Below are 13,619 nucleotides of genomic sequence, written 5' to 3'. Positions count from 1 at the left end.
GAATAGGCCTTGTGAGAGGGACAGTTCAGTGCGATGGCGAGAACTGTTCGATGGCAACGGCGCCTAGCCAACATGAACCTGCCCCTCAGCGTAACGAAGTCCGCGAGGTTGTCGTGCACTCAGGAAGTAGCCTAGGGACATGGGGCCAGCACGACCCAGCAGCATTGTCAGAATGATGACCAGCTGGCCAGGCAGGGAGAGTTCGGGGGTGATTCCGTGGGTGAGTCCCACCGTACCGAATGCCGATACCGACTCGAAGGCAAGCGCCAAGAATTCCTGTTCCGGTTCGCTAATGGTCAACAGGAACAGGCAGCTGAAGATCAGCAGCAGCCCGACCAAGGCCACCACCACCGCCTTGATCACGGTGCCTTCCGGGATGGCCCGATAGAATATCCGTGGCTGCGGGCTGCCCTGCAGAAAGGCACGGGCGGCGAGCAGCAGCACTACGAGGGTAGTGATTTTGATGCCGCTGGCCGTGGACCCGGGACCGGCACCGATGAACATCAGCAGCATGATAAATAGTAAGGAGGGCGCTTCCAGGGCGGCAGTATCGAGAGTATTGAATCCTGCGGTACGCGGCGTAACGGCCTGGAACCACGCTGCCTGAAGACGCGCTCCCATACTCTCCAGCCCACCCAGCGTATGGGGGTTGTTCCACTCCAACAACAGCAGCGCTCCCATGCCCACCAATGACAGCCAGAAGGTGGCATGCAGCACGATCTTCGAATGGAGACTTAGCCTAGTGTGGTGTCGCCGTGCGGCGAGCTCCGCCACCACAACAAAGCCTAGCCCACCCACAATAAAGAGCAGGCTGATCACGCCCGTTACCAACGGGTTGGCTACTTCATCGGTTAGGCTGTGGGGCCAGGTAGAGAAACCGGCATTGTTGAACGCGGAAATGGCGTGGAAAAGACTGACCCATAGGCCTTCGACAAGGCCGAAGCGAGGCACCCAGACGATCGCCAACAGCAAGGTGCCGAGGCCTTCCGCCAGCAGGGCAAATAGAACCACCAGCCGTATTAGAGGGGCCAGGTCACGGTAGGAAGTGTAGTTGAGGCTCTCGCGTATCACGTACTGCTGGCGCAGGGGTAGACGCATGCCCAGCAGCACTAGGGTTAGCGCCGCAAACGTCATGAAGCCTAACCCCCCTGCCTGTATCAGGCCCAGGATCACAAGCTGCCCAAACAGCGTGTATCCGGCAGTATCGACCACCACCAGCCCGGTAACTGTCACTGCCGAGGTGGCCGTAAAGAGCGCTTCGTGCCAGGCCAATGGCTGGACCGATGCCATGGGTAGCAGCAGAAGCACCGTGCCGAAAAGGCTGAGCAGGGCGAAACCGATCAGCAGCAGTTCCGGGGGCGAGAGCCGGATAATGCGCCCATGGGGGAATTTTCTGAGCGGACGCTGCAAACGCCGGGGAAGTCTCATCCTCCTGTGCGTCTCCTCAAGCTAGAATTTCCTTCCCAGCTTACGCAGCTCATCCATGTTCCCCATCAGTACCATGTGATCACCCACCTCCAGGGTTGTCCCTTCGCTAGGGTAAGCGATCAGGATGTCATCCCGTTTGATCGCGACAAGTGCCAGATCGATCTTACCTAGTTCGAGGCTCTCGACCGTTTCATGCTCACCGCGCACCCGAGGGGTGACCTCCAAATCGACGACATACTGATGGTCTCCCAAGTCAATGAAGTCGACGATGACATTGTAATGCAGATTTTCCGCAACTCTGATGCCGGTATCTCGTTCAGGATAGACGATATGATCGGCCCCCAGATGCGTGAGCAACTGATAGTGTATATCTGACTGGGCCTTGACCCATATCCTGCGGGCCTTCTGCTCACGGGCCAGTACAGTGCAGATCATGCTGGCCTCGAGGTTGTCATCGACATCAATTATCACGGCATCATAGCCATCCAGCGACAGCTCGGCCAACACACTCCTGTCCGTAATGTCAGCGACCAGGCCGTGACTGAGATAGTCATCAAGGGCATTGACCCGCGCCTCGTCGCGATCCACTCCCAGCACCTCGTTGCCAAGACGATAAAGCTCCTGGGCCACCGTGACGCCGAAAAACCCCAGGCCAAGAATGGCGAATTGCTGTTTCATGCTTACTCCCGGAAGGGGGCCACATCGCCGCGCCCTTCGCGAACGATCGTCGGCGGCAGGTCGCGCAGGTCGATGACGCTGGTGGGCTCCAGGTGGCAGGCGCCGCCGTCGATGATCAGATCGAGATGGCCGGCGTAGCGCTCGCGAATCGCCTCGGCGTCGGTCATCGGCAGTTCCTCGTCCACAGGGATCAGGGTCACGCTCATCAGCGGCTCGCCCAGCGCCTCGAGCAGGGCGTGGGTGATGCGATGGTCGGGCACCCGCACGCCGATGGAGCGCCGCTTGGGATGCAGCAGCAGGCGCGGCACCTCGGTGGTGGCATTGAGGATGAAGGTGTAGGCCCCCGGCGTATGGGCCTTGAGCAGCCGGAAGACGGCGTTGTTGACCTTGGCGTAGGTGCCGATCTCGGAGAGGTCGGAGCACACCAGGGTGAAGTTGTGCTTGTCGTCCAGGGAGCGCAGCCACTTGATCTTGTCGATGGCCTTCTTCTCGCCCAGGTGGCAGCCCAGGGCGTAGCCCGAGTCGGTGGGATAGGCGACGACCCCACCCTGGCGGATGATCTGGATGGCCTGGTCGATCAGGCGCTTCTGGGGATTCTCGGGATGCAGCTGGAAGAACTGACTCATGATAAAGCTCCTTGTCGATGACCAGACCCAATCGTAGCGCCGCTCAGAGCTGATCCGGCGCTCTTCGCTGAGGTCGCGATGGGCGCCTCACGCCCCTAACTATAGCGCCAAGGCGGCCGCCAGCCTCGGGTGTGTCCACACCGGGGCCACGGCGGTGCGCGGCACAGGGCTCATGCTGCCCGGCGCCAGATGGCCGCCGGGAAAATGAAAGTCGCTGCCCACGGAGGCCAGCAGCCCGCGCTCATCGAGCTGCCGGGCCAGGTCGCGGGTCACGTCGGCGTTCTGGAAGCCGCTGACCAGCTCGGCGGCCTGCCCGCCGGCATCGCGGAAGTCATCCAGCAGCAGGCCGCGCTTGCGCCGGGTCAGGCCATGACGCAGCGGGTGCGCCAGCACCGCCACCCCGCCGGCGTCGAGCACCCAGCCCACCGCCTGGGCCATGGCGGGCCAGTGGGACTTGACGTCGCCGGGCTTGCCGCTGCCCAGGTGCTTGCGAAAGGCCGTGGCCATGTCCGGCACCAGCCCGGCGGCCACCAGGGCGCGGGCGAAATCAGGCCGGCCCAGCGGGCGCATTGAGCCGGCCTGATCGCGAGCACGGGCCAGGGCATCGGGCAGCCCCACCTTCTCCAGGCGCTGGGCGATCACCTCGGCGCGCGCCTCGCGGGCCTCGGCCTGGGCCTTGAGCCCTGCCGCCAGGCTGCCGGCCACGCCCCGCGGCAACAGTCCCACCACGTGGATATTGATGCCCGACCAGCGGGTCGATAGCTCGGCGCCCGGCAGCAGCCGAATGCCCAGCCGGTCGGCCGCCGCGGCGGCCTCGGCGACCCCGGCCACGCTGTCATGGTCGGTCAGGGCCACCAGCCCGAGGCCGCGCTCGACGCACAGGGCCATCAGCTCGGCGGGCGCCAGGGCGCCGTCTGAGGCGGTAGAGTGCATGTGCAGATCGACCCGGGCGGGGCCAGGGTCACCGTCGAAACGGGAGGGAAACAGGGGCATTGGCATGACGCCGGGAAGCGACTTTGTCAGAATAATGGCCCATGGTGCGCGCCCGGCGAGGGCCGGTCAACGTTAGCGCCCCGTTCGAGTCCCGCGGCTCGCGCCGCTCATACCCGAGGAAGCCACGCGATGCTGTATGCGATCATCAGCGAAGACGTCAACAACAGCCTGGAGCGCCGGCTGGCCGCCCGCCCCGACCACCTGGCCCGGCTGGAGAAGCTGCGCGACGAGGGCCGCCTGGTGCTGGCCGGCCCCCACCCCGCCGTCGACGCCGACAACCCCGGCGAGGCCGGCTTCACCGGCAGCCTGGTGGTGGCCGAGTTCGACAGCCTCCACGAGGCCCAGGCCTGGGCCGATGCCGATCCCTACATGATCGCCGGCGTCTACGCCCGGGTCAGCGTCAAGCCCTTCAAGAAGGTACTGCCCTGACCCGCGGCCGATAACGGCACCGCCCCCTGACGACCGCCCAGCGGCTTTTCCACAGGGCCTTGCCCACAGCTGCTGTGGATAACGCTGTTGATACGCCGCGGATGCCTGCCGCCATCCCCCATGACAGGTCGCCGCGTCCCGATCGATCAATTCTTGAGCGCCCTGCGCCCCGGAGCTCGCCGTGTCCGATTCCCATGCCGCCCTGCCGCCCCTGGCCGGGCTGGAAACCGCCCGTCTCGACTGGTCGCCCGGCGAGGACGGCGCCGCCGCCCCGCTGTCGGCCCGCTTCGACGACGTCTACTTTTCCCAGCAGGATGGGCGTGCCGAGACCGAGCACGTCTTCCTCGACGGCAACGACCTGCCCCGGCGTTTCGCCGCCTGGCGGGAGCAGCGCCCCTTCGTGATCGGCGAGACCGGCTTCGGCACCGGGCTCAACATGCTGTGCGCCTGGGCCTGCTTCGACACCTGCGCTCCCGCGTCGGCGCGGCTGCACCTGGTCTCCACCGAGCGCTTCCCCCTCACCCGGGAGGATCTCGCCCGGGCGCTCGCCGCCTGGCCCGACCTGGCCCGGCGCGCCGAGTCCCTGGTGGCCCAGTGGCCCGCGCCGGTGGCCGGGGTGCACCGGCTGTGGCTCGACGAGCGGGTGACCCTGGACCTGCACTTCGGCGATGCCGCCGAGCGGCTCGCCCTGCTCGAAGGCCGGGTGGATGCCTGGTTCCTCGACGGCTTCGCCCCGGCCAAGAATCCCGAGATGTGGCGCCCCGAACTGTTCGCCGCCCTGGCGGCCCGCTCGCGGCCCGGGGCCAGCTTCGCCACCTTCACCTGCGCCGGGGTGGTCAAGCGCGGCCTGGCCGAAGCCGGCTTCGCCTGGCGAAAGGCCCCCGGCCACGGCCGCAAGCGCGAGATGCTGATCGGGGAGATTGCGGCGCCGCCCAGCGACAGTCGTCGCCAGCGTACGCCCTGGTTCCGCCCGCCCGCGCCGCAGCCGCCGCACCACGTGGCGGTGATCGGCGCCGGGATCGCCGGGGCCAGCGCCGCCGCCGCCCTGGCCCGGCGCGGCGTCGCGGTCACCCTGATCGACCGCTACCACCGGGCCGAGCTGGGCGCCACCCACCTGCAGGGGGCGCTGTACGTCAAGCTCGCCGCCGACACTAACCTGCAGAGTCGCAGCTATCTGGCCGGCCTGCTCCACAGTCGGCGCTGGCTGGAACGGCTGGACCCGGCGCAGACCCTGTGGCGGCCTTCCGGCGTGCTGCAGCTGGCGCTGAGCGAGAAGGAGCGGGCGCGCCAGGCGCGCTTCCTGGCCCATCACCCCCTGCCGGAGAGCGTGGTGCGGGGCCTCGACGCCGAGGCGGCCAGCGCCGTCGCCGGCGTCCGGGTGGCGGGCCCGGCGCTGGACTATCCGGAGGCGGGCTGGGTCAGGCCGATGGAGCTGTGCGCGCGCCTGGCCGACACGCCGGGGGTTGGTTTCCGCCGAGGCACCGTCACCGCGCTTGAGCCCGGCGCGCAGGGCTGGACGCTGGCGCTGGACGACGGCGAGCGGCTCAGCGCCGATCAGGTGGTGATTGCCACCGCGGTGGAGGCGGCGAGCTTTCCCCAGACCTCGGCGCTACCGCTGCAGCCGGTGCGTGGCCAGATCAGCCAGATCCGCGTGCCCGAGGGGGCGCCCGCCCTGGACCGGGTGGTCTGCGCAGGGGGCTACGTGCCGCCAGCGGCGGACGGCGTGCTCAACGTCGGGGCCACCTTCGGCCCGGGCGATACCGACCTGGGCGAGCGCACTGCCGACCATCTCGCCAACCTGGCGGAGCTGGAGCGCGACCTGCCCGACTTTGTCGCCGGGCTGCGCACCGCCGGCGCCGAACTCTCCCCCGAGCGGCTGACCGGCCGCGTCGGGGTGCGGGCGGCCAGTCCCGACAAGTCGCCCTACTGCGGGCCGGTGCCCGATGTCGAGGCGTGGCGTGAGGCCTACGCGGCCCTGGCCAAGGACGCCACCCGAGTGCCCGCCACGCCCGGCCGCCACCATGAAGGCCTATGGATCAGCGCCGCCCACGGCTCCCGGGGGCTAGCCAGCGCTCCACTGTGCGCGGAGCTGCTGGCCTCGCGCCTCTGTGACGAGCCGCTGCCCCTCGAACAGCCGCTGGTGGATCATCTGCACCCCGGACGGCGGGTGATCCGCGAGCTGATTCGCGGCCACTGAGTCGGCTTGGCGGCCCGGCGCGGGCGCGCCGGGCCGTTCAGGGCGTTCGCAGCGCCGTGGCGCGGCCGCCGGCGGGGCACCTGTCGAGCACGAACTGCGGCCCCGGGCGCCCCAGGTGGTAGCCCTGGCCGTAGTCGATGCCCAGCTCGCACACCTTCTCGAGCACCGCCTCGTCCTCGATGAACTCGGCGATCGTTTCGATGCCCAGGCTCTGAGCCAGGGTCACGATGCTCTTGACGAAGGCCATGTACTTGTCGTCGTTGAGCATGCTGCGGATGAACTCGCCCTCAATCTTGATCACGTCGATGGGGAACTGCTTGAGGTAGCGGAACGACGAGAAGCCCGAGCCGAAATCGTCGATGGCGAAGTTGAAGCCCTCGAGCTTGAGGTCGAGCACGAACTTCTCCAGCAGCTTGAGGTTGCTGACAGTCTCGCGCTCGGTGAGCTCGAAGACGATGCGCTCCGGGCGGATGTCGTAGTCGATGGCCAACTGGTGGATGCGTCCGATGAACTCCCCGATGATCAGCGACTTGGGAGACAGGTTGATGAACAGCATGCCGGTGTAGCCCTGCTCGCTGACCTGGGCGAAGGCCTTCTCGATCAGCTGGTAGTCCATCTTGTGGATGACGCCGATGCTCTCGGCGATATCGATGAACTCGCCGGCCGGAATGATGCGCTCGTCGATCTCGATGCGCATCAGCAGCTCGTGGATCTGCACCTCGCCGGTCTTGGCATCGGCGATGGGCTGGAAGTAGGGCACGATGCGCCGCTCCTCCAGGGCGCTGAGCACCATCTGGTTCTTCTCCCGACCTGGCGGAAGATCGCCGCCACCTCGTCGTCCTCCGGCAGCGCGACACAGTTCTTCCCCTTGCGCTTGGCCTTGTACATCATGTTGTCGGCCATCAGGAAGAGGTCGTGGGCGTCGCCGGCATGGCGGGGATAGGCGGCGATGCCGATCGAGGTGGTGGCCCGCACCGTGGTGCCGTCCGGCGCTACCAGCGCCTGCTTCTCCAGCTGGTGGGCGATGCGCTGGGCCACCGAGTAGGCCTGCCCCTCGTCGGTCTCGGGCAGGATGATGGAGAACTCGTCACCGCCATAGCGGGCCAGGAAGTCGCCCGGGCGCACCGACTCGCAGAGCGTCTCGGCGAAGGCCTGCAGGAACTGGTCGCCGAAGGCGTGACCGTAGCGGTCGTTGACCGTCTTGAAGTTGTCCAGGTCCATCATCAACAGGCTGAAGGAGTCGCCGTGGCGCTGGGCGCGCCCCACCTCGTAGCCCAGCAGGTCCTTGAACATCCGCTGGTTGTGCAGCGAGGTGAGGGGGTCGCGGGTGGCGTAGAACTCCAGGTCCTGGGTGTACTTGTAGATCGCCTTGACCGACCCCACGAGGTTGAGCAGCGTGGAAAGGATGCCATCGATGACGATATGGCGCAGCGGGTCCTGGGCCAGGTCCGACTGCACGCCGATGCCGACGATGCCGCCGATCTTGGGCGCCTCGAGCAGCAGCGACTTGGTCTGCAGGCGAATGTCCTCCGCGGTGATCTGCGGGGACGCCTCGTCCCCCGGCACCCAGGGGTGAACGGCGTGGTGGATCACCTTCAGCACCCGCACGTCGGTTTGGCCGTGGTGCTTGTTCTCGAGCAGCTGGGTCAGCAGGGATTCGAAGGTCTCGCGGGTCTGCGGCGCGACGTCCCGGTGCCAGAATACCTCCAGCTCGTAGCCCTCCTCCTCCACCTGGAAGATCGTCACCAGGGTGTGGGCGGTGATGATGGTGTTGATCTCACCCAGCAGCTCCTTGATGAACTCGCGCCAGTCGCGCACCACGTCGGAGGTGATGATGAACTTGCTGAGCAGGCGAATCTCGAACTCCAGGATGTCCTTGTCCACGGCCACGTTCTTCAGCCGGCCGGCCAGGGCATTGACGTTCTGGAAGGCGTCGTTGAGCTCCTGAAAGTGCACATCGACATCGTTGACGTCGAGCTGACGGAAGTCCTCCACCGAGTTCACCGCGGCCAGCCGCTGCCGGAAACCGTCCATGGATTCGCGAATGCGGTTGGAGAACACCGTGGAGATGGCCAGCGCCAGCAGCAGCAGCATCATGGAGGCGACGATGAACAGCGCCACGTAGTTGCCGCGCATCTCGGCGCTGATCGGCGACATGTCGTGACGGATATCGATGACGCCGAGGATATCGCCGGAGGCGGCGTTCTGGTGGCAGCTCAGGCAGTCGGAGCCGGCCACCAGCGGCATCACCCGGCGCAGCTGCCCTTCCTCGCGCAGCACCCGGGGCTCTCCCGAGGCGAAGGCCGCGCCGATGGCAGCATCCCTGGGGGGCTGGTCGACCTCGCCGAAGCGCTCGGCGACGCGCTCGCCGCGATACAGCGCGAAGCGGTAGGCGCTGTCGGCATGGGCGCGCTTCATGCCCGCCATGAAGGCCTCCATCTCCTCGCGGCTCCAGCCCTGGCGCATCACATGCAGCATGGCGTTGTAGCTCTGCTGCGCGAGGGTCTCCGAGGCCTCCTCGGCCTGGCGGGCGATGATGTCCTCGTAGAGCAGCGTCGCCACCAGGGTGACACTGAAGAATACCGCCAGGGATACCGACAGAATGGCTACCAGCACGAACCCCTTGAGGGTCCGCAGGTAGGCCAGAAGCGACTTGGCCATGGTCAACATTGGATACTCGTGGCAGAAAGGTCAGCATCGCTGACCGCTAATCTGCCAGACTAATCCACCGCCGGCCTCGGCAGAATTGACCATTGGTAAGGCTCATACCTTAACCCCATAAAGCATGACCTGGATCAAGCGAGGCAGTCTCAGTCCTCCTCGTCATCGGCCAGGTCGCGGCCGAAGGCCCGCCACTGGGCCAGGGTCATCACCTCGGTGGTCTCGGTCTGCAGGTCGTGGGCGATGATCAGCTCGTCGCGCTCCAGCTGGCGCTTGAGCTCCGCCACCCAGCCGCGCATGCCATCGCCGGTGTCGGTGGTGTCGTAGCCCTGGCGGGTAACGAAGGCCTCGAGCAGCGCCTCCAGGGTCTCGGCCGGCAGCATGCGGTAGGGAATGTCGACGAAGCGCCCGCTCATGATGCGTCCTCCTCGGGTTCGGTGTCTCCCGCTTCCCAGCGCTTCAGGCGCTCGAGGAACTGGGCCTCATCCAGTACCGGCACCCCGAGCTGCATCGCCTTCTCGAGCTTGCTGCCGGCGGCCTCGCCCGCCACCAGGCCGGCGGTCTTCTTCGATACGCTACCGGCCACCTTGGCGCCCAGCGCCTGCAGGCGCGCCTTGCCCTGGTCCCGGGTCATGCTCTCCAGGGTGCCGGTGAGCACCCAGCTCTGGCCCGCCAGCGGCTGGGGGCGCTCGCCGACGGCCGCCTCCTCCCAGGTCACGCCCTGGGCGCGCAGCTCCTCGATGGTTTCGCGGTTATGGGGCTGGCGGAAGAAGGTGTGCACATGGGCGGCGACAATGGGACCGACGTCCTCCACCGCCTCGAGATCGGCGATATCGGCGGCCATCAGCGCCTCCAGGGTGCCGAAGTGGCGCGCCAGGTTGGCGGCGGTGGCCTCCCCCACCTCGCGGATCCCCAGCGCGTAGATAAAGCGGGCCAGGGTCGTGGCCTTGGCCTTCTCCAGCGCCGCCACCAGGTTCTCCGAGGACTTCTCGCCCATGCGCGGCAGCTCGGTCAGCCGCTCGGCCTCCAGGCGGAACAGGTCCGCCGGGGTGGTGACCCAGTCACGCTCCACCAGCTGATCGATCAGCTTGACCCCCAACCCCTCGATATCCAGGGCGCGCCGCGAGGCGAAGTGCTTGAGCGCCTCCTTGCGCTGGGCGGCGCAGTAGAGCCCCCGGAGCAGCGCGCCACGGCCTCGCCCTCCAGGCGCTCGATCTGCGAGTCGCAGACGGGGCAGCGCTCCGGGAAGACGATCTCCCGGGCGTCCGCGGGGCGCTGCGCCTCGATGACCCGCACCACCTGGGGGATGACGTCACCGGCGCGGCGGATCGCCACGCTGTCGCCGATCTTGACGCCGAGCCGGTCGATCTCGTCGGCATTGTGCAGGGTGGCGTTGGCGACGGTGACGCCGCCCACCGCCACCGGCTCCAGGCGGGCCACTGGGGTGATGGCGCCGGTGCGCCCCACCTGGAACTCCACCTCGTTGAGGCGCGTGACGGCCTCCTGGGCGGGAAACTTGAAGGCGATGGCCCAGCGCGGTGCCCGGGCCACGAAGCCCAGCTCGCGCTGCAGCCGCAGGTCATCGACCTTGATCACCACCCCGTCGATATCGTAGCCGAGGCGGTCGCGCCGCTCGCCCAGGCGGCGACAGTAGTCGATCAGCCCGGCCGCGCCCTTGACCACCTCCAGCTCGGCGCTGGTGCGCAGCCCGAACTCGGCCAGGTGGGCCATCAGCGCGCTATGGGTGGCGTCGCCCTGGTCCGGCTCGAGGCGCGCCACCTGGTAGGCGCTGAACTCCAGCGGCCGGGTGGCGGTGACCTTGGGGTCGAGCTGGCGAAGGCTGCCGGCGGCGGCGTTGCGCGGATTGGCGAAGACCTTGCCGCCCGCCTCCCGCGCCCGCTGGTTGAGGGCCTCGAAGCGGGCGTGGCTGATGATCACCTCGCCGCGCACCTCGAGCAGCTCGGGTGGGGCATCGCCACGCAGCCGCAGCGGCACGGAGCGCAGGGTGCGCAGGTTGGAGGTGATCCCCTCGCCGGTATGCCCGTCGCCGCGGGTGGCGCCGCTGACCAGTACGCCGTTCTCGTAGACCAGCGACACCGCCGCGCCGTCGAGCTTGGGCTCGCAGCAGAAGGCCAGGTCGTCGCCGTCCCGCTCCAGGCGGTCGGCCACGCGCTTGACGAAGGCCTCCAGCTCCGCCTCGTCGAAGGCGTTGTCCAGGGAGAGCATGGGCAGTGCGTGGCGCACCTCGGGAAAGCCCTCCGCCGGCGGCGCGCCCACCCGCTGGGTGGGCGAGTCGGGGTCTGAAGCTCGGGGTGCTCGGTCTCGAGCTGCTGCAGGCGGCGCAGCCGACGGTCATAGTCGGCGTCGGTCAGCGTCGGGTCGTCGAGCACGTAATAGCGGTAGTTGGCGTCATCGAGCTCGGCGCGCAGGCGCGCCGCCTCGTCGCGAATCGGCTGGTCGGGCTGGGTCATTGCGTCAGGGGTCTCGTCCATGGCGAAGGCTTCAAAATGTCCGCTTCGAAGCCGCGAGTCTGGCCTAGCTTACCAAAGCAACGACCCCGACGGGACACCATCGGGGGTCGTTGTCACGCCTGGCGCAATACTGGCTAGTTCACCTGATAGCGATTGAGACGAGTACGCCGCACGAACTCCTGGACCCGCTGGCGGGCAAACTCCACGGTCTGGGCGGTCATCACGCTGTGGTTCTCGTCCTTCAGCTCGCCGCCCAGGTGGCGCACGATCACCATGGCAGTTTCCACCATGGCCTCGAAGGCCGCCGAGGCGTCCTCGGCCCCGGGCAGCGGCATCAGCAGGGTGATACCGGGCGTGGTGAAGTCGTCCATCGCCTCGATGGGGAAGCTGCCCGGCTTGAGCACGTTGACCATGGAGAACTGCAGCTCGCTGTCCGGATCCTCGGTCTCGAAGCGGTGGAAGATCCCCATCTCGCGACTGTAGCGCAGCCCGCAGGCCAGCATCAGGTCAAGTAGCGCCGGGCCCGAGAAACCCGCCTCGTCGCGGGCCATGACGCTGATCACGATCACCTCTTCGGCATGGCTCAGGGTGTCGCGGGCGTGCTCGGCGTTGACGTCGTGGCGCAGCGCCTTCTCCAGGGTGGGGTGGGCACGGACCACGTCGTCTTCCCGAGCCTGCGGTACCGGCTCATCGCGCTGCGCGCCCGGGGCCGTCTCGACATAGCCGTATTCGGCGTCGCCAGAGTGGACATCGTGGGCCTGGCGAGAACGCGGCGGGGTAAACAGCGGGTCGTCGTCATCCGCCTGGGCAATGGCCTCGGCCTCAAGGCGGCGGCGCTCGGCCTCTCGGGCAGCCTGCTCGGCGGCCGCCTGCTCCTGGGCCAGGCGACGACGCTCGGCTTCCCGGGCGGCCTTCTCGGCACGGGCCTGCTCGCGGCGCTCTTTCTCGAGGCGCTTCTGCTCGCGCCGCTTGGCCATCCGCTGCTGGACGGAGCTGCCGAAGCGCTGCATCGACTGCCCCATGCGCCGGGAGCCGCTCTTCAGCGAATCGCCCATGCCTTCCAGGTCGACGAGGCGATAGCGCTCGTCGTCGTCATGCAGCTCGTCATGATCCTCGGGGTCGGCCACCAGCGGCTCATCGACCTGGGCTGCCGGCGCCTCGTGGTCATCCAGGGCCGAGAGGGTCGGCTCGCGGCGCGCCTGGGGCGCCGCTGACGGGGCAGCCTCGCGCTCCGAGTCGGCGCTGGCCTTGGCCACGTCGTCGGCGGCGTCGCGGGGGCGGGTCGTACTGGCGACTGGGTCCTCGGCCTGGGAAGGCGCCTGGCGCTCTGCCCGGGCCTCGGCGGCGGGCGCTGCTCCCTGGCGCGGCTTGGCATCGGCCGTGTCGGCGCTCGGCGCAGCAGCGCCGGACGCCGCCGGCGCAGCGGCCGAAGGCGCGGATGACTCGTCGGGCCGCGAGGGTGCCTTGGAGGCGTCCCGGGCGGCCGACGTCGGCTCGGCCGCGGGTGCCGCCTCGGCGGCGGCATCCCGGCGCTGGGCCGGCACGCGCTCGGAAGCCTTCTCCGAAGGACGGGGCGCGGCCTCGCTCCCCTGACCCGCCGCGCCGGGCGCCGTTCTGGCCCCCTGCTTCAGGCCGGCGAGTACCCGGGAGGGGCCGGGATGTTCCTGGCGCTGCAGTTTGGGCTTGGGCTGCACCTGCGAATAACTGGCAGGACTGACGACGCGCGCGCCGCCGTTGGGCAGTTCCCAGTTGGCGTCGTCATCGGCGCTATCCCCCGCCGCTGCACCGCCTGTTTCGAGCCCGGGCTCGCTTCCCGCCTGATCGAGGCGCGGGATTCGGCGCTGGCGCTTCAGGCGACGTACCCCATCGATGACGATGAGAGTCACCAGCGCCAGCCCCAGAACGATCAGCCATTCTCTAAGTTCCATGGGTCGTCTTGCCTATCGCTAGGGCGCCATGCCGGATGGTTGTTCGTCACCAGCATAGCGCGATTGCCAAAAAAAGGGCCACTTTTTTTGTTTGTCAAGCCCCGGCATTCTCGCCTGAGAGTCCAATCGACCCTGCGTCATTCCCTGTACCATCGACTCGTCATGAGTGCGATGCGACCATGATGCCCTTTCTGATATCGCGTTTATC

At 67.8% G+C, this 13,619-nt stretch carries 10 protein-coding genes and 1 pseudogene; 2 read left to right on the top strand and 9 right to left on the bottom strand.

Annotated features, from left to right (window positions below):
* Positions 1-63 precede the first annotated feature (63 nt).
* The 4 genes from ACSJDS_RS04985 to ACSJDS_RS04970 all read right to left on the bottom strand — a co-directional run bounded on the left by ACSJDS_RS04985 (position 64) and on the right by ACSJDS_RS04970 (position 3,731).
* The gene (locus ACSJDS_RS04985) at positions 64-1,428 is read right to left on the bottom strand and encodes a TrkH family potassium uptake protein (protein ID WP_473032320.1); all 1,365 of its coding nucleotides are present in this window, start codon (positions 1,426-1,428) and stop codon (positions 64-66) included.
* A 21-nt stretch (positions 1,429-1,449) separates the two neighbouring features.
* Positions 1,450-2,106 carry a potassium channel family protein gene (locus ACSJDS_RS04980; RefSeq protein ID WP_473032319.1) on the bottom strand — a complete coding sequence of 219 codons (657 nt, stop codon included), beginning with the start codon at positions 2,104-2,106 and terminating at the stop codon, positions 1,450-1,452.
* A 2-nt stretch (positions 2,107-2,108) separates the two neighbouring features.
* Complete coding sequence (locus ACSJDS_RS04975; protein ID WP_473032318.1) at positions 2,109-2,732, bottom strand: L-threonylcarbamoyladenylate synthase; 624 nt, start codon at positions 2,730-2,732, stop codon at positions 2,109-2,111.
* Positions 2,733-2,831: 99 nt separating this feature from the next.
* Positions 2,832-3,731: a PHP domain-containing protein gene (locus ACSJDS_RS04970; protein WP_473032317.1), complete on the bottom strand. Its 900-nt coding sequence runs from the start codon at positions 3,729-3,731 to the stop codon at positions 2,832-2,834.
* 123 nt (positions 3,732-3,854) lie between these two features.
* Here ACSJDS_RS04970 and ACSJDS_RS04965 point away from each other — a divergent pair, with 123 nt between their 5' ends.
* Positions 3,855-4,154: a YciI family protein gene (locus ACSJDS_RS04965; protein WP_473032316.1), complete on the top strand. Its 300-nt coding sequence runs from the start codon at positions 3,855-3,857 to the stop codon at positions 4,152-4,154.
* 181 nt (positions 4,155-4,335) lie between these two features.
* Complete coding sequence (mnmC, locus tag ACSJDS_RS04960; RefSeq protein ID WP_473032315.1) at positions 4,336-6,351, top strand: bifunctional tRNA (5-methylaminomethyl-2-thiouridine)(34)-methyltransferase MnmC2/FAD-dependent 5-carboxymethylaminomethyl-2-thiouridine(34) oxidoreductase MnmC1; 2,016 nt, start codon at positions 4,336-4,338, stop codon at positions 6,349-6,351.
* 37 nt (positions 6,352-6,388) lie between these two features.
* On the opposite strand, the gene ACSJDS_RS04955 is transcribed toward mnmC, so the two are convergent.
* The 5 genes and pseudogenes from ACSJDS_RS04955 to zipA form a co-directional block, all read right to left on the bottom strand.
* On the bottom strand, positions 6,389-7,144 hold the full coding sequence (locus ACSJDS_RS04955) for an EAL domain-containing protein (RefSeq protein ID WP_473032314.1): 756 nt from the start codon (positions 7,142-7,144) through the stop codon (positions 6,389-6,391).
* The gene (locus ACSJDS_RS04950) at positions 7,048-9,012 is read right to left on the bottom strand and encodes a GGDEF domain-containing protein (protein ID WP_473032313.1); all 1,965 of its coding nucleotides are present in this window, start codon (positions 9,010-9,012) and stop codon (positions 7,048-7,050) included. Before ACSJDS_RS04950 ends, ACSJDS_RS04955 begins: the two co-directional genes overlap by 97 nt.
* A gap of 149 nt (positions 9,013-9,161) precedes the next feature.
* Positions 9,162-9,428 (bottom strand): YheU family protein, encoded by a 267-nt coding sequence (locus ACSJDS_RS04945; protein WP_473032312.1) that lies wholly within the window; start codon positions 9,426-9,428, stop codon positions 9,162-9,164.
* Positions 9,425-11,483 (bottom strand): annotated as a pseudogene (ligA, locus tag ACSJDS_RS04940) (NAD-dependent DNA ligase LigA). Before ligA ends, ACSJDS_RS04945 begins: the two are co-directional and overlap by 4 nt.
* A gap of 134 nt (positions 11,484-11,617) precedes the next feature.
* A complete protein-coding gene (gene zipA, locus ACSJDS_RS04935; RefSeq protein ID WP_473032310.1) occupies positions 11,618-13,411 on the bottom strand; it encodes a cell division protein ZipA in 1,794 nt (597 codons plus the stop codon).
* Positions 13,412-13,619 lie beyond the last annotated feature (208 nt).

This window comes from Halomonas sp. SL18_1, assembly GCF_055755715.1.
Note: the sequence above shows the minus strand (reverse complement) of the source record. Positions and strands in the feature narration are given on the sequence as shown.

Excerpts from the sequence above, each read along its gene's own strand:
- ACSJDS_RS04985 (WP_473032320.1), bottom strand. The coding sequence starts at position 1,428 with ATGAGACTTCCCCGGCGTTTGCAGCGTCCGCTCAGAAAATTCCCCCAT.
- ACSJDS_RS04975 (WP_473032318.1), bottom strand. The coding sequence starts at position 2,732 with ATGAGTCAGTTCTTCCAGCTGCATCCCGAGAATCCCCAGAAGCGCCTG.
- zipA (WP_473032310.1), bottom strand. The coding sequence starts at position 13,411 with ATGGAACTTAGAGAATGGCTGATCGTTCTGGGGCTGGCGCTGGTGACT.
- ACSJDS_RS04955 (WP_473032314.1), bottom strand. The coding sequence starts at position 7,144 with ATGGTGCTCAGCGCCCTGGAGGAGCGGCGCATCGTGCCCTACTTCCAG.
- ACSJDS_RS04970 (WP_473032317.1), bottom strand. The coding sequence starts at position 3,731 with ATGCCAATGCCCCTGTTTCCCTCCCGTTTCGACGGTGACCCTGGCCCC.
- ACSJDS_RS04945 (WP_473032312.1), bottom strand. The coding sequence starts at position 9,428 with ATGAGCGGGCGCTTCGTCGACATTCCCTACCGCATGCTGCCGGCCGAG.
- ACSJDS_RS04965 (WP_473032316.1), top strand. The coding sequence starts at position 3,855 with ATGCTGTATGCGATCATCAGCGAAGACGTCAACAACAGCCTGGAGCGC.
- ACSJDS_RS04950 (WP_473032313.1), bottom strand. The coding sequence starts at position 9,012 with ATGGCCAAGTCGCTTCTGGCCTACCTGCGGACCCTCAAGGGGTTCGTG.
- ACSJDS_RS04980 (WP_473032319.1), bottom strand. The coding sequence starts at position 2,106 with ATGAAACAGCAATTCGCCATTCTTGGCCTGGGGTTTTTCGGCGTCACG.